Annotated in this window: 18 protein-coding genes and 1 pseudogene; 9 read left to right on the top strand and 10 right to left on the bottom strand. The window is 42.0% G+C overall.

Features of this window, described 5'->3' with window-relative positions:
- Window positions 1-24: 24 nt before the first annotated feature.
- Window positions 25-807 (top strand): hypothetical protein, encoded by a 783-nt coding sequence (locus tag VHE99_11870; protein HVV69706.1) that lies wholly within the window; start codon window positions 25-27, stop codon window positions 805-807.
- Here VHE99_11870 and VHE99_11865 read toward each other — a convergent pair.
- From VHE99_11865 to VHE99_11855, 3 genes are read right to left on the bottom strand one after another with little or no spacing between them, the layout of a single operon-like run.
- The gene (locus VHE99_11865) at window positions 804-3,209 is read right to left on the bottom strand and encodes a hypothetical protein (protein ID HVV69705.1); all 2,406 of its coding nucleotides are present in this window, start codon (window positions 3,207-3,209) and stop codon (window positions 804-806) included. The two genes, VHE99_11870 and VHE99_11865, sit on opposite strands and share 4 nt — an antisense overlap.
- Window positions 3,210-3,248: 39 nt before the next feature.
- Window positions 3,249-4,460, bottom strand: a complete 1,212-nt coding sequence (locus tag VHE99_11860; GenBank protein HVV69704.1) for an MFS transporter — start codon at window positions 4,458-4,460, stop codon at window positions 3,249-3,251.
- Between the two features lie 39 nt (window positions 4,461-4,499).
- Window positions 4,500-6,110, bottom strand: a complete 1,611-nt coding sequence (locus VHE99_11855; GenBank protein HVV69703.1) for a sodium:proton antiporter — start codon at window positions 6,108-6,110, stop codon at window positions 4,500-4,502.
- 225 nt (window positions 6,111-6,335) lie between these two features.
- Here VHE99_11855 and VHE99_11850 point away from each other — a divergent pair, with 225 nt between their 5' ends.
- Entirely contained in the window at window positions 6,336-6,674 is a 339-nt protein-coding gene (locus tag VHE99_11850) for a hypothetical protein (GenBank protein HVV69702.1), read from the top strand.
- A 9-nt stretch (window positions 6,675-6,683) separates the two neighbouring features.
- On the opposite strand, the gene VHE99_11845 is transcribed toward VHE99_11850, so the two are convergent.
- From VHE99_11845 to VHE99_11820, 6 genes are all read right to left on the bottom strand, one after another.
- Window positions 6,684-7,301 (bottom strand): carbonic anhydrase, encoded by a 618-nt coding sequence (locus VHE99_11845; protein ID HVV69701.1) that lies wholly within the window; start codon window positions 7,299-7,301, stop codon window positions 6,684-6,686.
- A gap of 17 nt (window positions 7,302-7,318) precedes the next feature.
- On the bottom strand, window positions 7,319-8,047 hold the full coding sequence (locus VHE99_11840; GenBank protein ID HVV69700.1) for a rhodanese-like domain-containing protein: 729 nt from the start codon (window positions 8,045-8,047) through the stop codon (window positions 7,319-7,321).
- Window positions 8,048-8,388: 341 nt separating this feature from the next.
- Window positions 8,389-9,129, bottom strand: coding sequence for a hypothetical protein (locus tag VHE99_11835; protein HVV69699.1), 741 nt, complete (start codon window positions 9,127-9,129; stop codon window positions 8,389-8,391).
- Between the two features lie 411 nt (window positions 9,130-9,540).
- A complete protein-coding gene (gene hemF / locus VHE99_11830; protein HVV69698.1) occupies window positions 9,541-10,449 on the bottom strand; it encodes an oxygen-dependent coproporphyrinogen oxidase in 909 nt (302 codons plus the stop codon).
- Between the two features lie 265 nt (window positions 10,450-10,714).
- Window positions 10,715-13,147 carry a DNA topoisomerase (ATP-hydrolyzing) subunit B gene (gene gyrB, locus VHE99_11825; protein HVV69697.1) on the bottom strand — a complete coding sequence of 811 codons (2,433 nt, stop codon included), beginning with the start codon at window positions 13,145-13,147 and terminating at the stop codon, window positions 10,715-10,717.
- Between the two features lie 160 nt (window positions 13,148-13,307).
- On the bottom strand, window positions 13,308-14,042 hold the full coding sequence (locus VHE99_11820; protein HVV69696.1) for a hypothetical protein: 735 nt from the start codon (window positions 14,040-14,042) through the stop codon (window positions 13,308-13,310).
- A gap of 164 nt (window positions 14,043-14,206) precedes the next feature.
- Here VHE99_11820 and VHE99_11815 point away from each other — a divergent pair, with 164 nt between their 5' ends.
- From VHE99_11815 to VHE99_11795, 5 genes are all read left to right on the top strand, one after another.
- The gene (locus tag VHE99_11815; protein ID HVV69695.1) at window positions 14,207-14,875 is read left to right on the top strand and encodes a 50S ribosomal protein L25/general stress protein Ctc; all 669 of its coding nucleotides are present in this window, start codon (window positions 14,207-14,209) and stop codon (window positions 14,873-14,875) included.
- A 2-nt stretch (window positions 14,876-14,877) separates the two neighbouring features.
- Entirely contained in the window at window positions 14,878-15,468 is a 591-nt protein-coding gene (gene pth / locus VHE99_11810; GenBank protein HVV69694.1) for an aminoacyl-tRNA hydrolase, read from the top strand.
- Window positions 15,469-15,593: 125 nt separating this feature from the next.
- A complete protein-coding gene (locus VHE99_11805; GenBank protein HVV69693.1) occupies window positions 15,594-16,127 on the top strand; it encodes a superoxide dismutase family protein in 534 nt (177 codons plus the stop codon).
- Window positions 16,128-16,393: 266 nt separating this feature from the next.
- Complete coding sequence (gpmI, locus tag VHE99_11800) at window positions 16,394-17,950, top strand: 2,3-bisphosphoglycerate-independent phosphoglycerate mutase (GenBank protein HVV69692.1); 1,557 nt, start codon at window positions 16,394-16,396, stop codon at window positions 17,948-17,950.
- A gap of 150 nt (window positions 17,951-18,100) precedes the next feature.
- On the top strand, window positions 18,101-19,219 hold the full coding sequence (locus tag VHE99_11795) for a peptidoglycan DD-metalloendopeptidase family protein (GenBank protein ID HVV69691.1): 1,119 nt from the start codon (window positions 18,101-18,103) through the stop codon (window positions 19,217-19,219).
- Between the two features lie 62 nt (window positions 19,220-19,281).
- Here the strand turns inward: VHE99_11795 and VHE99_11790 are convergent, their stop codons facing one another.
- Window positions 19,282-19,701 (bottom strand): hypothetical protein, encoded by a 420-nt coding sequence (locus VHE99_11790; GenBank protein HVV69690.1) that lies wholly within the window; start codon window positions 19,699-19,701, stop codon window positions 19,282-19,284.
- Window positions 19,702-19,895: 194 nt separating this feature from the next.
- On the opposite strand from VHE99_11790, the pseudogene VHE99_11785 reads away from it, so the two are divergent.
- Together VHE99_11785 and VHE99_11780 are read left to right on the top strand one after the other, a co-directional pair.
- Window positions 19,896-19,985 (top strand): annotated as a pseudogene (locus VHE99_11785) (hypothetical protein).
- Window positions 19,985-20,311 carry a hypothetical protein gene (locus VHE99_11780; GenBank protein ID HVV69689.1) on the top strand — a complete coding sequence of 109 codons (327 nt, stop codon included), beginning with the start codon at window positions 19,985-19,987 and terminating at the stop codon, window positions 20,309-20,311. The pseudogene VHE99_11785 and the gene VHE99_11780 overlap by 1 nt, the downstream one beginning before the upstream one ends.
- Window positions 20,312-20,338 lie beyond the last annotated feature (27 nt).

Genomic DNA, 20,338 nt, shown 5'->3' with positions numbered 1-20,338 from the left:
CAACCGCATTCCCCGGAAATGATAATGATAAAAAAATTAATAAACTGCCTGCTTATAATGCTAGTCTTGCTGACAGCTTGTAGTGTCAAAACATCTCATTACCAAATACCTACTATGCCTTCCTTGATATTATGGGTTTGGGAAGAGCCACAGCAGCTACCGATCAATCCCAAGACCACAGGAGTTGCTATTTTAAGCGCTTCTATCAGGATTACACCTGACCGCTTAATCTTTTATCCCCGCCAACAATCTGTCCATCTTCCTGCTAACACCTATCAGATCGCAACCATACATATTGATAAGCCACCCTTCAAAATACGTTTAAGCACAAGTTTAGCTCATTATCTAGCGACGCGTATCAGCTCTATTTATCGTAATGGCTCGTTTCAACAATTACAAATTGATTTTGATGCACTACCCAGTGAACAAGATTTTTATCAAAAGTTATTAATCTATCTGCGTGAACAATTAGGCCAGCAAACCATCATATCAATTACCGCGTTAGCTTCTTGGTGCACAGATAATCGTTGGTTGGAAAAAGTTAAACTACCGATTAATTATGTTGTTCCCATGTTTTTTAGTCTCGATCGTGATGCAAAACGGCGTGCTAAGTTTATCGAGAATTTCCCGCATCAGCGCCACAATTTGCCTGATTATTGCCAAGGATCGATTGGACTTGCAACTTATGAAAACTGGCATTTTCCATTTTCAACCTCCGATAGCGTCTTTGTTTATACCAAGGGTAGTTGGGACGCTAAAAAATTAGCGATTGCTCAGCAATTGCATGCTACATTTTTTCAAAATTAATCCAATGGAGGCGAAGATTTAAAATAATACTCTGTTTCTTCAGAAGCTTGCGTATTTGGATATAATTTTTTTAATATGATAAATGCCCGTTTGGAATCACCATTGGTATAACGCGTTGCTTTAATAGCTAAGGCTAAAAGTCGAGCATAAGTTTCATCACGGGGATGTTTACGTGCCAAAACGACTAACCTATTGGCGATATAGGTACTGCCTGAATCTAAATTAATCAACTTAGCATATTGTGCCTGATAGTCACTTTTTTCTTTATTCGTTAAAAAATCAGCTGGGCTATTTTTACAAGTTTTGGGCGTACATTTTTGCCATAGAAAATTATTATACTCACTATCAAATTGTTCTGGCTTCAAAACAACTGCATTGTTATTGGCCATTGATCCATCATCAAAAGCATTCCAGGTTTGATATAAATTTAAAGGAAACATCGGACTTAAACTGGGATAGGTTAATAATGCACTGAGAAAAGCCGTTTCTCGCGCATCGTTATTGGTAGCTGCTGCCATTTTTGCAATCGTGTCTTTGAGAACCGGATTAAATTGTGCGGCTTTGGACGCTGTTTTAGCTATCATCGCTGTGTCGTTTAACAGCACGGCGCGCACCCATAGGTTAGCATATAATGCTGGACGATAATTATCAGGTAATGCTCGCATATCCGCTAATTTAAGCAAGACTGACATCGGTAATTGGTTAATGACTTCCACTGCTGCAGGAACCATATAATTTAAAGACCAACCTTTGACATCGGCAGGATGCATGATGCTCGCATTGTTATCGGGAAAAAAGAAAGCGTGTTGCATCAAATCATCCAATGATGCAGCATAAGCAGCACGTTGATCTAATAAAAACCGACTGGTACTAAATTGTGTGCCGGGGGTTATTTGTTTCAAAACCGAATCTATTAATTCGCGTTGCTTTGGTGCAGATACCGGATTTGCCAGATTATTAGATTGTTCAATTAAAGCCGCACGCACTGGGATATAGGCATAATCATTTTCTGGAATGGCTAACACAGCTTGCTCTAACTCTTTTTGTTGGCTGGCCGAAGCTGCACTTAATTTATTAACGGCTAACCATAGCCAGGCGAATTCTTTAGGCTTTTGCTGCCAATGCTGGTACGCCGCAGCAAAAGAGTCGGTGTCATTATTTTTGACATAATTTAACCACTGAATGAATGCTTGATTTTTATCCAGGGCATCTTGCGGTAATACAATAAAATCGTAAAAATCTTGTGTTCTGAAATCAGCATCTAATCGTTGTATTAAAGCAGATAAAGTGTTGGGCTCTCGATTCAGCATGTGGATAATGCGTTCATAATCCACTGCTGCTGCTTTTACTTCTGGATTATCTGCACTCTTAGCTAAATTTTGCATTCCTTGTAATGCTTGTTGTTTTAAATTCTGACATCTTGCATCACAATTATTCGCTGATTGTTCACTCAAATTGGCTGCAACAAACAGTGCACGGTTTTTCAAGTATTCCGCCCAAACATGCCAAGGATAATCACTTTGATGCGCTAATTTGCTAAATAAACCCGCGGACATTTCTACTAGCTGGCTATCCTGGCTGTAGAAAGAACTAGCCGCAATGGAATAATCCTTGTCAGCGGCTACTAATGGCGGTAGGTTAGTCGGTAATTGCGCTAATAAATTTCGTGCTTGTTCTCCACCTTCAGCAGATTTTTTAAAGATCTGTTGTTGAGCTGAAATCCAAGTTTTAAGCACTGCATCTACAGGTTGGGTGAGTTGTGATTTATTCGCCTGTTCTAAAGCTTTTTTCACAGCGAGTAGACGCTCAGTCGCCAGCTTAAGATAATTAAAACCCGTGGCCGGATAAATCTGACCGATATTGTCTTCTTTATTGGCTAATTCCTGATAAAAGACATCAACGGCTGCTTGAGAATCATTATCATCAGCCCCTGGCATCGGTACCTCAGTGGGTAAGCCTAAAGCCGCCAATCGAGCGCTACGCCAGTTAAAATAATCTGCGGCTCTTGCTTGAATCGTCTTTACCCACTGTGCGAGCGCCGCAGTATGGTTTTGCTGCGCAAGATGTTTATTAAGCTGACCATCGATCGCATTAATGGGGCCGGCATAATCGAGTTCCTCCATTGAAAAAACATCATTGAAATATTTTTCCCAGGCTGCTAGGGCAGTTTGCTGTTGTGTTTTAGTGAAGGCGTTATGATTTAAATAACGATAAGCTACTAATAAATAGGAGCTGGCAAAGCTGGACGGCACTCTGCCTAATTGACCGGCAACATAACCATTTAATGGAAAATCAGGATGTTCATCCGCACCTAGCGGCTGCAATCCTGGACTTGAACTTGAGGCATATACAACAGAACTTAAGCACAAAAAACTCATCAGTAATATTTTTCTTATATACATTTTTCTTAAAACTCGTCAGTATAATCATTATCAAAAACTCTATCTCTTATCTGGATGATGAAACAGCAGCAGCCCTAGAATAGACATAAAAAATAAAAAAATCATCAAAAAAATTGCACTGTTAAAACTACCTGTCCAGGTTGATAAAAATCCGGTTATTAGCGGTGAAACAACAGAGGCTATACCAAAAGCAAAATTCATGATGCCGTTGCTAGTACTAGCCCGGTCTTCAGTTAGATCAGCATTTACCGTACCAAGCACGGCCCCTGGCATATTATTAAAACCAATACCCAAAGACATAAAAATTAAGGATAAGACCAGGGAGTGCTTCCATATAACGATGATAAAACAGAGCGCCGAAAGCAATTGGCAGGTCAAAATAACGTAAGAGCGCGCAATACGTAAACTTTGGGTTTTTTCTAATAGTTTATCCGATAATATGCCGCCCAATATTAAAAAAACACCGGCCGTCAACCAAGGTGCGATTAAAAATAAACCCACTTGCTTTAGCTGCAAGCCATATAATTGCTGCAAGTAACCGGGTAACCAGGTCAAAGCGAAAAATTGTACATAAGCAAAAACAAAAAAAGCGGCATTATTGCTTATTAACGATGGGTTAAACAATAAAAACTTCCAAGTGGTTTGTGAGGGCTGATTGGTTGTGACCTCTGTGCGCGAAACTGACGGCTTTGGATGATCTCGATACAACGCATACCACACACCCGCCCAAATAATCCCCAGCATTCCCAAAATAAAAAACGTAATACGCCAATTCAATCCTACAATTAACCGCGTCGTAAGTGGCGCACCGACCACAGAAGCAAAAGCCACGGCAGAAGAAGCAACACCAAACGCTCTGGCACGCTGTTGCGGCGGAAACCAATCCACTAAAACCCGCATATAACAAGGAAACCCGGGCGCTTCAGCAGCGCCGAGTAGCAATCGGAATATAAATAATGTCCAAAAGCCCGTTGCCGTTCCCAATAATATGCAAGCAACTGACCAGGCAACTGCGAATAAAGGCCAAATTCTACGCGCTCCATAACGATCCGTTAACACCCCACCCATAACAATCATCACAATATAACCAAAACCAAAAGCCGAAGAAATTAAACCAAAATCTGCATTGCTTAGATGAAAGGTTGTTTCTATTAGGGTGATAGCATACGACAGCGCTGATCGATCTAAGTACATAATAATTAATGCAGTAAACCCTAATCCAACCCCTATGGTGCGCATGGAATAATTCATACTTTTCCTCAATATTTGAATTTGATACTTCAAAAAAAGTTAGCCAAAATACCTTGATCGAAAATCCAATTGCAACAGCAACTTATTACGCACCGCTTGGGTAATTTTCTTTTCAACCCAAAGTTGTTCTAATACCTTCCTTTCTATTTTGATAATTTCTGCTGAAGGAATGACCAAACCCTCTACCTCTTTTAACTCATCATGCTCTTCTGAATCATCATGATTTTCAATGGCGCGCGTTATTCGTTTTCTCAGTATCTGATACTGTTTGATATAGGTATTTATCTCAGCGTAAAAATGTGCATCCTCTTTAACTTGAGTCCGATATTTCAATAACCACCGTAAAACCGCCTTTGTCATCGTCAGCCTTGCTGATAATTCGGACATGTGTTCTTGCAGTTTCTCGCGGCGTCTTTCTGTTTGTATTCCTAATACTTTCACCACCCATGGCAAGGCCAAGCCTTGCAAAATCAGGGTCAAGAAAATAACACTAAACACTAAAAAAACCAGTAAATCTTTAGGGCTGGAAATTCCAGAGGCTGGAGGCAAAAGTGGTACAGCCAAAGCCGCTGCCAATGATATGCCGCCTCGCATGCCGGACCAGGCTATGATAAATAGATACTGCCATTTTGGATATGGATCTTTTTTGCGAATAGCCGGAAAAAGAAATCTCGGCAGATAGGCCGCTGGAAAAACCCATAAGAACCGGCCGACAATCACCACAGCAACCACCAGCAAACTATACAATGCCAAACTCGCGATAGACATGGAAGTAATACGTTCCACAATAAAACGTAACTCCAGTCCAATTAACAGAAATAAAATACTCTGCAACAAAAAGACCAGCATCGACCAAACTGACGTCCCCAGTAAACGGATTTCTGGTGCAAAACGATGCATATAACGGTGACCTAAAAGAATCCCAGCTACAACTGTCGCAAGGACACCACTGCCACCTAGCATAACAGCTGGTGTATAAGCCAAAAATGGCGTCAAGAGGGAAATTAATATCTGTAATTTGGCATCTTTTAGTCTAAGTCTAATTTCCCCGATAATAAAACCTAAAGCGATACCATATACAATTTCACATAGGACAATAACCAAAAATTTATCTATTGCCGCTGTAAAAGAAAACTCCTGCGTCACTACAGCAACTAAAGCAAACCTGAATATGACTAACGCAGTCGCATCATTAAATAAACCTTCGGCAGTTAAAATAGTGATAATCCGTCGCGGCAAATATAATTTTTCTGCTAAAGCGACAATGGCAATATCATCTGGGGGAGAGATAACCGCACCCAACACAAAACATAGCGACCAACTTAATCCCGGAACCACAGCATGTAGGACACTAGCTACCAGTACGGTAATAAACAAAACATGACCTACGGAAAGCAAGGCAATAGGTCTTAGGTCTTTTTTCACCTCTCGCCAAGAGGTTTGTGCGCTGGCCTCATAGACCAGTAGGGGTAAGAAAACATTTAAAACCAGTTGGGGCTCTAATTGCACGCGAGGAAACTCTGGCACAAAACTTAATATCATGCCGACAATAACCAGCAATAGTGATAAAGGGGCAGATTTTTTATTGAACAAAATTCCAACAATAAAAATAATGCCTAAAAGAAGAATATAAGTTTCAATTTGATTCATTGGCATTTCAGCAATTTAACTGCTGCCTTTTTTAGACATGAAACAAGTTGTGGATTTTGCGCTTTCGTTTTTGATTTCGTTACTATGATGGATCGTTTCATGGATACCTCCTTGGTCACTTCAACGTTCCTGAAAAAATAATTACGCTCACATCAAGCGATGATTTCCATAGTATACTCTCCCTAGTCTAATTCCCCCAATCATTATATCTAAATGTGAAATAAAGTGACGATTATTGATAAAATTCAAAAATCTCCTGAAATAATGCAATCTGCACAAACTTTGCAATTAATACGAAGTGGAAATGAAGCGATATCTCATCACCCCTTAGATGAAAAAATAGTAGAGAAATGTAGAGTTGATTTAGAAAAATCGCTGGCAGGCTTAGGGTTAACAGACATGATGGTCTTTATCGAACCTGAAGACAATAAAAAGGGGAGAGTGCACATCATCGATACAGCAATAATAAACTGTTTATGCAGCATAGCTAAAACGCCAGAAATAAATTCCAGCGGGACGCCCACACCAATCATCAGTCTGGGAAAAAGTGGTACCGGTGATTGATTACAGCACTCAAACCTTCCGAGTAAAAAGCGGCTCAAATTTTCCTTGAGAATCCGAATAGCTAAATAACTGACCCGCTTTGACATCAAAAAACCACAAATAAATATTTAAGGTTTTCTGCATAATCTTTTCTTTAATCCAAGGAAAAGTCAGACAATTTTGCAAGGAGTGTTTAAGTGCTAACTTAGCATACTCATCTGCATCCATGCTTAAATTATTATGGTTTGTTTTTATCAATGACACCCAGTTGGAAATAAAATCATTTTTTAAATCACCACCATTTAATAACATTTGAATCCCGCCGCATTGGCTATGGCCCCATAAAATAAGATGCTTAACTTTTAGGAATTCTATGCCGAATTCTAATGCGGCACTGGTACCATGATGCGCTTCATCTTTTTCAAAAGGCGGGATGATATTGGCCACATTCCGCACCACAAACAAATCACCTGGGTCACATTGCAATATCAAAGCTGGGTCCACCCGAGAATCACAGCATGAAACCACCATAATCTCAGGCTTTTGGCCATAATTAGAAAGATATTGCATAACCGAATTATCGCCAGAGGCATATTTCTCTCTGAATAATTGATAACCTTCCAGCATTTTTCTAATAGAGTTGGGCATATAAAAATCCTTGATAGTTACATTTCAGCTTCACGTAATTGTGAGTCTAATGCAATCCGATTATCAAATACAAAACAATTTCCCTGAAAATATTCACCACCACATTGTTCAAAATAACCTAAAATACCATCGCGTAATTGCCAGACATCGGTAAAGCCCTGCTTCAATAAATAAGCAGCCGCTTTTTCACAACGTATACCGCCAGTGCAAAAAGTGACCACTGTCTGATTTTTTGCTGATGTTGGTAAAGAAGAAGTTGCCTCGGGAAAATCACTGAAGCTTTTGATATCAAGATGTATGGCATTCACAAAACTACCCATGTTGAATTCAAAATCATTGCGAGTATCCAGCAACACCATAGGCTTATTGCTGTCAAACCAGTCTTTTAATTGTGCGGGTTCAATATAAGGGGCCGTATAGCTTTCAGGTTGAATACCGTCAGTTTTCATGGTGATAATTTCCTTTTTAATCCGCACAATCATACGCTTAAATGGGATGTGACTGGATTCGCTAGTTTTATATTGTAGATTAGCAATCTCTGGCAGGGTATTGAGAAATTCCTGCAAGGATTTCATTGCGTTAAATGCTCCAGCGAGAAATAAATTGATTCCTTCTGGGCTTAATAAAATAGTGCCTTTAATTCCATACTCTAACGTTTTTTGTTTCAGCTGGCTTTGTAATAAAACTAATTTTTCTGGTTGCAGCCTGATAAATTTATACGCTGCTAAATTGATATATTGCATCATTTGCGTCTGCTTGTCTGTTAAGATTTAGAAATTTTATGGTTGTTTATTCTGCTATTATAAGACCATAACTCATGCTTAGCTAATCAAAGAGAAAGGAATATTCGTATCGTTAGTCGCTGACGCGAAACTCAAAAAATTGGATGTCATTCCCGCGAAGGCGCACTAGTGTCCGGTAAAAATGCTAAATTCCTTCTCCCCTTGTGGGAGAAGGTGCCCGCTAGGGCGGATGAGGGGTAAATCTCGTGGGCTTTAGCTTAGTTTGTGCTGACCCAAACTTACCCCTCATCCGCCTTCCGCACCTTCTCCCACAAGAAGGAGTTGAGTTTCGCGTCAGCGACTAGTTATTTTGGCCATATATCTTTGGTTCGATGCCAGACGACCGGGGCAGCACAAACCAATGACTGCGCATATAGCGTAGTTATGGCAACCTCTGTATCTGGATTCACACAGAGCAGATCATAAAAACCTGACTTTCTATTATGCTTCAATCGCCGCAATAAGACTTCATTATTGCTGGTTTGCACAATGCAATCCAATCCGCCCAAATAGCGAATATTAGCGCCTGTTCGACGAATTCCCGCCACATAATCACCTTTTTTAAACCAAGGCTCCATACCATCATCGCTCACAATCAAATCAATGGTGTTAGGATTGACACTTCTGAAGGTTAATAACTCCCGGGTAATATTAGCATCCGTGTTACTGCCTTCTTCCTCGCATTCAGAAACCTCATAGATCGCTGGCGTTTCACACAGGCCAAGGAATTGAGAATTAGTCAATTGCGGCGGGTTGCCTACTCCATGCAATAACCACTCGGCCGTGCAATAGATTCCTTCTTTATGGAGAATGGGCAATAACCGTTGTACTCCGCGTGAGGTTAAACCACCATACTTGCCGGATTCCCAAGATTGAATGGTATTGGCGCTGATACCATGCTTTTCTGCAAATTGCTTACGGGTCAGTCTAGCCATATGGCGCAAAACGATTAATCGGCTACCTCGCGCTGCAGGACTTGATTGCGGGTCGGTATCTAAAACTGAAGTGGGGGTGGGTGCTAAAGGGATCGAAGTGGAATTCATCATTTGCCAGTCTCCTTTGCGAAAATTTTAATCTTATCTTTGCTCATATAATTTTTATTATAATGCAAATTGTAATTTTTTAATAAAAATTCGCAAAATTTTTGGACTCGTAGTCGTTTTTGGATTGCTATTTTCCTCTTAGAGAAAAATTGACACTCCAAAACCTCGAAGCCCTATGGTTAAATAAATTACCATCCCTGGCTCCGTCCCTGGAAATGAAGAAGTTACTTTCCTAAACAATTTATCTATTACTATTAAACCATACCACTTTTGATAAGGATGTAGTCCATAAGCTCTCTGTGCAAAAAAAATACAGACAAGCCAATCCCTTCATGCTTTAATAAGGCTGGCGCTGGATAAGAGACTGATTAATCGACGCGGAAGGGCGGCAAAAGATAAGATGTAATCACAAAGCTATACCCAATCTCGGGCTACTAGAAAATCTTCACACAATTGTGTTTCAACGCTGTTTTTCGGCAAGTTCCAATCATAACGCCAAATCACTTCCGGCGGCAGCGAGATCAAAATGGATTCTGTCCGCCCTCCAAATTGTAGACCAAATAAAGTCCCTCTATCGTAAACTAAATTAAACTCCACATAACGACCGCGCCGGTAATTCTGAAAATCACGCTCACGCTCACCATAGGGCAACTGCATGCGGCGCTTGACGATAGGAATATAGGCTGGCAGAAAATGCTCACCGATACTTTGCGCAAACGCAAAACTCAAAGCAAAATCATTTAGGCGTAAATCATCAAAAAATAGCCCACCTATGCCACGATGTTCTTTACGGTGTTTAATATAAAAGTATTCATCTGCCCATTGTTTAAAACGCGGGTAGAGATCTTCTCCAAAAGGCTCGCAAGCTTTTTTGGCGGTTTGATGCCAATGTACACAATCTTCCACAAATCCATAATAGGGGGTTAAATCAAATCCACCCCCAAACCACCATACCGGTTCATCTTGTAGATTGTTTGCAGAAAAAAAACGTAGGTTAAAATGGGTGGTGGGTACATAAGGATTGCGTGGATGAATGATGATAGATAATCCCAAGGCTTCAAAACCACCTCCTGCCAATTCTGGGCGCTTGCTGGTGGCAGAAGCAGGCAATTGTTCACCCCAGACATGAGAGAAATTTACACCGCATTTTTCAATCACGGCGCCTCCTGATAAGGCATGGGTACGACCCTCACCACCTTCGGGACGCTGCCATATATCTTGGATAAAAGCAGTATCTGGCTCTAATGCAGAAAGCGTAGAACAAATGGTTTCCTGCAAAGCCAGCAAATAGGTTTTTATTTTTTGTATCTCATCTGACTGCATATTGATTCTTTAATGTGAATTTGGATGTTGAGGATATTTCCTGCTTAATATCTTCTAAATTTGATAATTTTTTTGCTTTAACTCTCTTTAACAATTTGATGCAAATTTAAAAGATCGATTTATTTGAATGGTTTTAGAAGGGGGCTCTGAGGAACTTTCTTTTAGAGTCTGCAGCCATAGTTTGTCAAATTGGAATACTGCAAAAAATCTAGTGCATAATCCTTCTCCCCTTGTGGGAGAAGGATTATATGATGGCTAAGCTCTTCTACACATCCACATTAACCGCCGCCAAAGCATTATCTTCAATAAATGCTCGACGCGGTTCTACTTGATCGCCCATTAACGTATTGAAAATCTGATCCGCTGCAACTGCATCTTCCACACTGACGCGTAATAAACGACGGATGCTGGGATCCATGGTGGTTTCCCAAAGCTGTTCGGGGTTCATTTCACCAAGACCTTTGTAACGCTGTATGGTGAAACCTTTTTTCGCTTCCGTCATAGCCCAGGTAAACACATCGCCAAAACAGCTGACCGATTGCCGGTATTCGCCTTTTTGCAGATAAGCGCCTTTATCTAGCAAGTCACCAGTTTTCTGGTACAGCTCTCCCAAATAGCCATAATCACCGGAAGTAAAGAAATCATAATTTAACTCATGCACAGTTGTCGCACCGTGATGGGTGATAGAGATCGCGGGAACAAAGATATGGCGTTCGCGATTTTCTTCTACTGACACTTGATAAGCGGCCGCATTTTGTAACGCCGTCTTACCGCCCGTGAGTTTATGCTGCAATTGCGACGCCCAAGCGGATACTGTCGCATGATTTTGTAAATCTTCCAGCGTTAATACCGGCATATCTAACAACTGCTCCAGCACAACGCGCGGATAGCGTCGCGATAAACGCGAAACCGTGGCCAGACCCACCTGGTAATGGGCAAGCAGCTCAGAGAATGCGTTATCAGTCAGTGGTTGAGCGTTTTCACTCAAGAATAAACTCACGCCATTGGTGCCCAGCTGCAATAAATAATGACTCAGCGCTTCATCATCTTTAATGTATTGCTCTTGCTTACCTTTTTTAACTTTGTATAACGGCGGCTGCGCAATGTACACATGGCCGCGTTCGATTAATTCCGCCATATGACGGTAAAAAAACGTCAATAGCAAGGTGCGAATATGCGCACCATCAACATCGGCATCCGTCATAATCACAATACGGTGATAACGCAATTTATCCGGATTATATTCTTCCCGGCCAATACCGCAGCCCAAGGCCGTGATGAGCGTTGCCACCTCTTGAGAAGATAACATACGATCAAAACGCGCCTTTTCAACATTAAGAATTTTACCCTTAAGCGGCAAAATGGCCTGATTCTTACGATCGCGTGCCTGTTTAGCAGAACCGCCTGCAGAATCACCCTCAACGATAAATATTTCAGATTGTGCTGGATCAGTTTCCTGACAGTCGGCTAATTTACCTGGTAAACCGGCTAGATCTAGCACGTTTTTGCGGCGCGTCATATCGCGGGCTTTGCGAGCCGCTTCACGGGCACGTGCTGCATCGATGATTTTCAATACAATCGCTTTGGCTTGCTGTGGCTTTTCTAGCAAATACTCTTCCAACTTATCGGAAACAATGGTTTCTACTACCGGTTTCACTTCGGAAGAAACCAGTTTATCCTTGGTTTGTGAAGAAAATTTAGGATCGGGTACTTTGACCGATAACACACAGGTCAGACCTTCGCGAATATCATCACCCGTCGTCGTGATCTTGGCTTTTTTATTATAGCCTTCTTTTTCCAGGTAATTATTAATCGTACGGGTCAAACCTGCGCGGAAACCCGCCAAATGAGAGCCACCATCACGCTGGGGGATATTATTGGTAAAACAAAAGACATTTTCCTGGAAGCCATCGTTCCATTGCATGGCAAACTCGACCGTGATGCCATCTTGGATACTGGAGAAATAGATAATAGGGGTATTAACTGCGATTTTATTGGTATTGAGCAATTCGACGAAAGCCTGAATACCGCCCTGATAACAGAAATCATCCTGTTTGCCGGAACGCTCATCCAAGAGACGAATCCGCACTCCCGAATTGAGGAAGGCCAATTCACGCAGACGTTTGGCTAGGATATCATATTGGTATTCGATTACATTGCTAAAAGTATCAAGGCTAGGGCGGAAGCGGACTTCAGTGCCGGTGGTATCGGTTTCACCCACAGCCTTTAACGGCTCATCAGGGACACCTAGGCGATAGGTCTGGGCATATACTTTGCCATGCTGACGGATAGTGAGGTGGAGCTCAGAAGATAAAGCATTGACTACCGATATCCCAACACCGTGCAAGCCGCCAGACACTTTATAAGCATTGTTGTCAAACTTACCGCCGGCATGCAGCACGGTCATGATGACTTCAGCAGCGGATTTGCCTTCCTCCTCATGCATGCCGGTGGGGATACCGCGGCCGTTATCTTTGACGGTGACGGAGTTGTCGGTATGGATAGTGACAGAGATATCATTACAGAAACCCGCCAAAGCCTCGTCTATGGAGTTATCCACCACTTCAAACACCATATGATGCAGACCAGTGCCATCATCGGTATCACCAATATACATCCCTGGTCGTTTGCGCACAGCATCCAAACCTTTATAGACTTTGATACTGGTAGAATCGTAGGCGGTTTGTTCATCTGGCATAGTGGCGGTTTCTGTGTCTGAATTCTGCATAAATCGGGTGACTCCTGGGGCTCAAAAGGCCTTAGCTGCTGTGGTTTTCAAAACAAGATATTTTACCACACAATGCAGGAAATTACGCCTTTTTTGCGAATTTTAATCATTCATTTTACAACCACATCCCTCATCCTGGTGTTTTCTTGGATACATCCGATGCAGCCAATTCAACTTCAGCAAATATTCTGAATTTATTCTTTTTTTCTTCTGATGGGGCACTCCCAAATGGAAAACGCGCATAGCCCTGCGGTTCCTGCATCTGTTGCTCCTCAATGGGAGAGGAATATACACTGACTCCCTGAGTCAATTGTCCAACTTCATCGATCCTTTTTAAAAATAGGTTTATATAATCCAACCATATTGGATCATTAGTTAAATGAGAAGATATTTTTTCCATAGCGAACCATAAGCGTTGCAAGTAATTCACTACGCTTCTAATATGCTTAAAAGACTTTGTTGCTTTGAACTCATCTTCTGCAAATTGCTGAGGCAATTGCCCCTTTAGAAAAAGATTTATTTGCTTTTCACATTCATCAATAACTTTTCTCGCCCGTTCAAACAGCAGTTTTTCATCCTTTTGCAACACTTGTCGCAGTATTTGTGCTGACACGAATCCCGATACTTCACCTTCTAGAGTAAACCCCACAAGCAGTAGGATTAATGCGTAGACAGCACTTTGCAGCTCTGTTTCAGGCAATGTTACGGGTAGGAAGGATGAACAAAGCAATATCGGATGCGTTATAACCCATTCAGGATTTGTTAGAAATATCCCAGCTATGGTTTGATTAAAACTGGGAATGCCGCGTTTTTTTTGATCTCTTATCTCTGTTACAAAACTATTATTCTTCTTTTCATCTGTCATTATCTCACCTTTTTTATTATTATTTTATAAAAATCAGTGCTGGCATCTTGATTAAGATGCTATACAGATTACAGCCTCCACTTAAAAAATAGTATCTTTTTTCCTAAAAACGCGTGTAAAATGCCGCCTCACTTTTTATTCAGAACAGTTTTGAGGAGAATCCCATGGCGGACAAGTTTGAGCTTTCAGCCGAAATACGAGAACAAGCGGGCAAAGGTGCTAGCCGCCGTCTACGCCGCGTAGACAATAAAGTTCCAGCTATAATTTATGGCGCAGGCAAAGAGCCTAAATCCATCACTATTTTGCATCATCATTTCAACAATGCCCTGAAAAACCAGGCGTTTTATTCACATATTCTGACATTGAACATTGGTAACTCTCATGAAAAAGTAGTGCTAAAAGACCTGCAGCGCCACCCCAGCAAACCGCAAATTCTGCATGCAGATTTCTTGCGTGTCAGCGCCACTGAAAAGCTGCATATGCACGTACCTTTGCGCTTTGTCAATGAAGACACCGCACCTGGAGTCAAATTAGATGGCGGACAAATTTCCCACTTACTGAATGAAGTGGAAATCCGCTGCTTACCCAGCGATCTACCTGAATTTATTGAGGTGGACCTTGCGGAATTAAAAATTGATGAGTCCATTCACCTATCTGAGCTTAAGACACCTAAAGGTGTGGAATTGATTGCGCTATTGCATAACGATGACCGCCCTGTGGTCAACATCCACCGCCCACATGTAGTTGAAGAACCTGAAACCGTGGTCGCACCACCTGCTGAAGTGCCACTGGTTGGTAAGGAAGAAGAAAAACCTGAAGAAGGTGAGGCTTAAGCTTGTCTTCAGCACACAGTGCCATCCGCTTAATCGTAGGCCTTGGTAACCCCGGCGAAAAATATGTAAATACTCGCCATAATGCGGGTGCATGGTTTGTAGAACAATTAGCCACTGAATGGGGCATAAAGCTACTTGTAGAAACCAAGTTTCATGGGAAAGCCGCCCCCTTCAGTTTTCAAGGCCAACGTGGTTGGCTGCTATTGCCAACCACCTTTATGAACGCCAGCGGCCAATCTGTGCGTGCTTTCAGCCAGTTTTATCAAATTCCACCCGAAGCCATTTTAGTCGCACATGATGAGCTGGATTTCCCTGCCGGCACCATACGTTTCAAAGAGCAGGGTGGTCATGGCGGACATAATGGCTTACGCGATATTATGCAGCATCTCAGCACTGACCGTTTTAACCGTCTGCGCATAGGCATAGGGCATCCTGGGCAACGCAGTGAAGTACTTAACTATGTTTTAGCCCCCCCCTCCAAGCAGGATAAGTGCTTAATTACAGAGGCGATACAGCAGAGTTTTTCGATTTTGCCGGAATTAGTGACAGGCGATATTCAACAAGCTATTCAGAAACTGCATACGCCGCTGTGAGTTTCACACTTTTTCCCTCCCTCTTTCTGCCTAGGCAGCGACGCTTTCTATGCTATTCATCTTTTCCGGGCTGCCAGTTCGGAAAAAAAGAGAGAGCATTACACCACCACCAAGGAGCAGTTCTTATGAAAAACCCCATTCACCAAACTTTCCGCATCATCTCTTTAGTAGCTACTTTGACCATCAGCAGCATGGCCATAGCTCAGCCTACAACTCAGGCAATAGACGTCTTGACACCTACCCAAGGTAATACCGTTACCGGAATTGTCACTTTTTCCAAAGTAAAAGATGGCATAAAAATCGTTGCTGATGTTTCAGGACTGCCACAAGGTGAACATGGTTTTCATATCCATGAATTCGGGGATTGCAGCGCACCTGATGCGATGTCCGCCGGCGGGCATTTCAATCCTCTGCATATGTCCCATGCCGGTCCCGAAGACAAACTCCGCCACGAAGGTGACCTTGGTAACCTCTCTGCAGATGCTTCAGGAAAAGCTCACTACGAGCGTACCGACAAAATCATCATGTTAAGCGGTACTGACGCTATTATCGGACGCAGTGTCGTCGTCCACAAAGATGTAGATGATTTTAAATCTCAACCGGCAGGTAATTCCGGCGCGCGTGTCGCTTGTGGGGTGATTGGTCTGGCGAAGCAGTAGCGCCGCATTCTCCTCTAAATTAGTCCAACACCTTTTTCCCTTCTCCCGTCTGTGACCGAAGGGAATCCTCTTGTGGGATGGGAGAAGGGAAAATGCCAAGGCTTTAAGAGAGGCACCCTTTCCCAAAAAGAGAAAAAGAAAAAGGTGTTAGCTAATTTTAGACACACAAGCCCATATCAATACGCGTGCACACCACCGCAATTCCCGCTAAAATCCACTGACTTTAGCTCTACCTCCGTCTACTAAATCACAACGAGAATACGCCCATGACCAACTTGTCTCCTCATGCACCTTTAGTTTTAATCGTACTGGACGGCTGGGGCTATCGCGAAGATCCACAATTCAATGCCATCCACGCCGCCCATGCACCGTTCTGGCAGCATCTATGGCAAGATTATCCACACACTTTAGCCGTAGCCTCGGGATTAGCAGTGGGATTACCCAAAGGACAAATGGGCAATTCAGAAGTAGGTCATCTGCATATGGGCGCAGGACGTCTAGTACCACAGGATCTGACCCGCATTGATCTGGCTATTGAATCAGGAGAATTTTTTGAAAATCCAGTGCTGACTCGCACCATAGATCAACTGCTTAAATCCGGGCGCAGCTTGCATATCATGGGCTTACTCTCTCCAGGCGGCGTACATAGCCATGAAAAACATATCATGGCTATGATTAAACTCGCCGCACAGCGTGGATTAAAGTCCATTTATTTACACGCCTTCCTCGACGGCCGCGATACCCCGCCACAATCAGCACAAGCTTCTTTAATCGCCATCAACGAGACATTTAAGCAAGTAGGTATCGGCAGCATTAAAAGCCTGATTGGCCGCTATTATGCTATGGACAGGGATCAGCGCTGGGAGCGTACCGAACGCGCTTACGATTTATTAACCCAAGGCCGTACAGATTTTCATGCTTCCTCAGCGCTTGAAGGTTTAGCTGAGGCTTATGCACGCGGTGAAAATGATGAGTTCGTACAGCCAACTGCCATACACGCTCCCGGTCAAGAGCCGGTGATTCTACAAGACGGTGATGCCGTCGTGTTCATGAATTTCCGCGCTGACCGCGCCCGACAATTAACACGTGCCTTAACTGATAATCAATTTACGGGTTTTCAACGCAAAGTCCGACCGATACTAGCTACTTTTGTGACCTTAACTGAATACGCAAGTGATATAAACGCTGAAGTCGCCTTTGCGCCGACTTCATTAAAAAATTTCTTAGGGGAGTATGTTTCTAAGCTCGGTTACCGACAATTGCGTATCGCCGAAACTGAAAAATACGCACATGTGACTTTTTTCTTTAATGGTGGAGAAGAAAAACCTTACCCCGGAGAAGATCGCGAGCTCATTCCTTCCCCAAAAGTAGCCACTTATGACTTACAGCCAGAAATGAGCGCCGATGCACTGACTGAACGCTTGATTACTGCCATAGAAAGTCGTGAATATTCTCTGATTGTTTGCAATTTCGCCAATCCTGATATGGTCGGCCATACTGGTGATTTTAATGCAACAATTAAAGCGATAGAAACGATCGATCATTGTTTGAAACGTATTATTACTGCACTTTTGGCTGTCAGTGGTGAAGCCGTAATAACCGCAGATCATGGCAATGCTGAATGCATGTATGATCCTGCTACAGCTCAGCCCCATACCGCCCATACCACCAACTTAGTTCCAGTCATTTATATTGGCCGCCACGCTATTCCTACCACCCATGAAGGCGTGTTATCTGATATCGCACCCACGTTGCTAAATTTGATGGGACTGGAAAAACCGCAGGAAATGACGGGTAAGCCATTGTTTCAAGTAGTCGATTGATTGCGCCTAGGCGCCAAGTGAAGACATCCTCCTTTAAATGGGGGGTATTAAGGGAAATTTATGACCGAAGGAAATTTAAGCAGAAAAAAATTTAATCGCTTAAGAAGTCTCTTTAAATCCCCCTTCCCCCCCTTTTTCAAAGGGGGGGAAATGGCAATAGCTGCTCTGCTTTTATGCATAAATACCCATGCCCTTGCCACCGATAACGCCAAAAACCTATTACAACTCCAAACACAAATTCAAAATCTAAAACGGGATTTAACTACTCAACAATCCTCTCGTGAACAATTACTACAATCCCTAGCACAAGCTGAAACCAATCTAGGACAACTTAATAGCGCTCATAAAAAAAACACGATTGCACTCCACAAACAAAAAATGCTCTTATCCTCACTACAGCAACAACAACTGCAATATCGGAAATCTCTGGTGCAACAGCAACAACATATTGCCCAGCAAATTCGTGCTGCTTATCTTTTAAGCCAGCAGAATTATCTAAAAATGCTGTTGAATCAAGAAGACATAACGTTAGTAAACAGAAATCTAACTTACTATCATTATTTCATTCAGCAACGACTTAATCTAATTAATCAGCTCAATACCACCTTGAACCAACTCTCAATCAATCAACAAGCAATTATTCAACATACCGCGGACTTATCTACATTGCTCGCAGAGCAGCAACAGCAAATCCTGCAAATAAAATCCAACCAGCAACAGCGTAAAGAAATTTTACAACAATTAAACGCTGTCCTTACCTCGAAATATCAACAATTAAATGTCTTGCAGGCGAACAAACAAGCTTTAGAAACCGTAGTCCAAAAATTACAATCACAGCCCACCACTTCTAACGTTGCTTTTACCCATTATCAATCTTTCTCCCAAGCGCAAGGCAAATTAAACTGGCCAACAAAAGGCAAAATCATTTCCCACTTCAACTCACCCATCGATAACAGTGAGTTAAAAACCAATGGTGTTATTATCGCGGCAAAGGAGGGCCAAAATGTCTACGCCATCGCCCCTGGAAAAGTCATTTTTTCCGAGTGGCTGGCGGGTTATGGTTTATTATTAATCGTAGATCACGGCCATAATTTTATGACTCTCTATGGACGCAATGCGAGTTTGAATAAAGCCGTTGGAGATCATGTCACTGCAGGTGAGTTGCTGGCGACAGTTGGTAAATCCGGTGGTTATTCACAACCTGCTTTATATTTTGAAATCCGTAAGCAAGGTAAGCCGCTGAATCCTGAGAAATGGTGTGGCGGCTAAACGGTCATCTGGAGCAATCGTCTGTCATCCTGAGCGCAGCGAAGGATGACAGCATCGATACTTCAAATATAATAACAAGCCAAATGATATCGAGCGACAGCCGTCTGGTCATCATCGTGTGGAATATATTGCATCATGACAGAAAAATTAGTTTTCTCACCCATATATTGTTGCTGCGGTGTAAATTTAAAATAAATCACTGGCTGTTTAAGGTCAGCATGCCCTTCTGAATAGGCAAAAGGACAATGATGCGTTTTATCAACCGCACATAAGGTAATATCCAGAAAAATAGTCCCTGCCGGCGGTATTGTTTTGGGAGTTAATTCACAACTAAATTGATAAGTCTTTTTTGGAGTTAGCGCCAAAATTTCATGACCTAATCCTGCGGCATTTTTTGTCGCATTCAAAGACATATTAATCGATTCTGCAGTTGCTATGTTTAACATTAAAATACTGACACAGAAAATTATCGCTTTTTTCATCAATACATTCCTCATAATTTAAAGGGTTATTATAAAATAAGGAAAATTGCTTAATGTATATATTGTGTATTATTTAAAAGTAACACATGTCCGCGTCGTCCCGTGACAGGGGGCTTAACTCGGAAAATCCACAACTCTATTGCTGATTTTCGGGAATATTAATAACATAGCTGTTGATATCCTGGGAGAAATCTATGTTTATAGCGCATATACTTAACCTGCCTGAATTATTAAAAAGAAAATCCTTTTTCCTTTTTGGGCCACGCGCCACCGGTAAATCTTCATGAATCCACCAGCAATTTCCACCCCAAGTTCCGGCTTGGAACAGTGTCTTAAAGCTATCAATCGTATGAAACAAGAAAAAAATAACAATTCTTCCTTGCTTGGAGCTTATCTAAAGAGCATCAAAGAATATTCAACCGAATTTAATACTATACCTTTTAATGCTCAAACGAGAGAAAAGTTTGCAGATGCCTTGAGCTCTTATGATCTACAAGGCTTAAAACACTATATTGATAAACATGCAAAAAAATATTCCGATGTTTTAGCTACATTTGAATTAATTGTAAAAAACGTTGACTCCCACAGCAATAAACCACCCACATTTTAACCTGTAAATTCCAGCAGAAGATTTATT

The sequence above is a fragment of the Gammaproteobacteria bacterium genome (assembly GCA_035546635.1).
Lineage (GTDB): Bacteria > Pseudomonadota > Gammaproteobacteria > JAURND01 > JAURND01 > DASZWJ01.
Note: the sequence above shows the minus strand (reverse complement) of the source record. Positions and strands in the feature narration are given on the sequence as shown.

Coding starts and splice junctions, on each gene's coding strand:
- VHE99_11855 (HVV69703.1), bottom strand. CDS start 6,110: ATGAATCAAATTGAAACTTATATTCTTCTTTTAGGCATTATTTTTATT.
- hemF (HVV69698.1), bottom strand. CDS start 10,449: ATGCAGTCAGATGAGATACAAAAAATAAAAACCTATTTGCTGGCTTTG.
- VHE99_11835 (HVV69699.1), bottom strand. CDS start 9,129: ATGATGAATTCCACTTCGATCCCTTTAGCACCCACCCCCACTTCAGTT.
- VHE99_11820 (HVV69696.1), bottom strand. CDS start 14,042: ATGACAGATGAAAAGAAGAATAATAGTTTTGTAACAGAGATAAGAGAT.
- VHE99_11815 (HVV69695.1), top strand. CDS start 14,207: ATGGCGGACAAGTTTGAGCTTTCAGCCGAAATACGAGAACAAGCGGGC.
- gpmI (HVV69692.1), top strand. CDS start 16,394: ATGACCAACTTGTCTCCTCATGCACCTTTAGTTTTAATCGTACTGGAC.
- VHE99_11845 (HVV69701.1), bottom strand. CDS start 7,301: ATGCCCAACTCTATTAGAAAAATGCTGGAAGGTTATCAATTATTCAGA.
- VHE99_11805 (HVV69693.1), top strand. CDS start 15,594: ATGAAAAACCCCATTCACCAAACTTTCCGCATCATCTCTTTAGTAGCT.
- VHE99_11840 (HVV69700.1), bottom strand. CDS start 8,047: ATGATGCAATATATCAATTTAGCAGCGTATAAATTTATCAGGCTGCAA.
- VHE99_11780 (HVV69689.1), top strand. CDS start 19,985: ATGAATCCACCAGCAATTTCCACCCCAAGTTCCGGCTTGGAACAGTGT.
- VHE99_11865 (HVV69705.1), bottom strand. CDS start 3,209: ATGTATATAAGAAAAATATTACTGATGAGTTTTTTGTGCTTAAGTTCT.
- gyrB (HVV69697.1), bottom strand. CDS start 13,147: ATGCCAGATGAACAAACCGCCTACGATTCTACCAGTATCAAAGTCTAT.
- VHE99_11795 (HVV69691.1), top strand. CDS start 18,101: ATGGCAATAGCTGCTCTGCTTTTATGCATAAATACCCATGCCCTTGCC.
- VHE99_11870 (HVV69706.1), top strand. CDS start 25: ATGATAAAAAAATTAATAAACTGCCTGCTTATAATGCTAGTCTTGCTG.
- VHE99_11790 (HVV69690.1), bottom strand. CDS start 19,701: ATGAAAAAAGCGATAATTTTCTGTGTCAGTATTTTAATGTTAAACATA.
- VHE99_11860 (HVV69704.1), bottom strand. CDS start 4,460: ATGAATTATTCCATGCGCACCATAGGGGTTGGATTAGGGTTTACTGCA.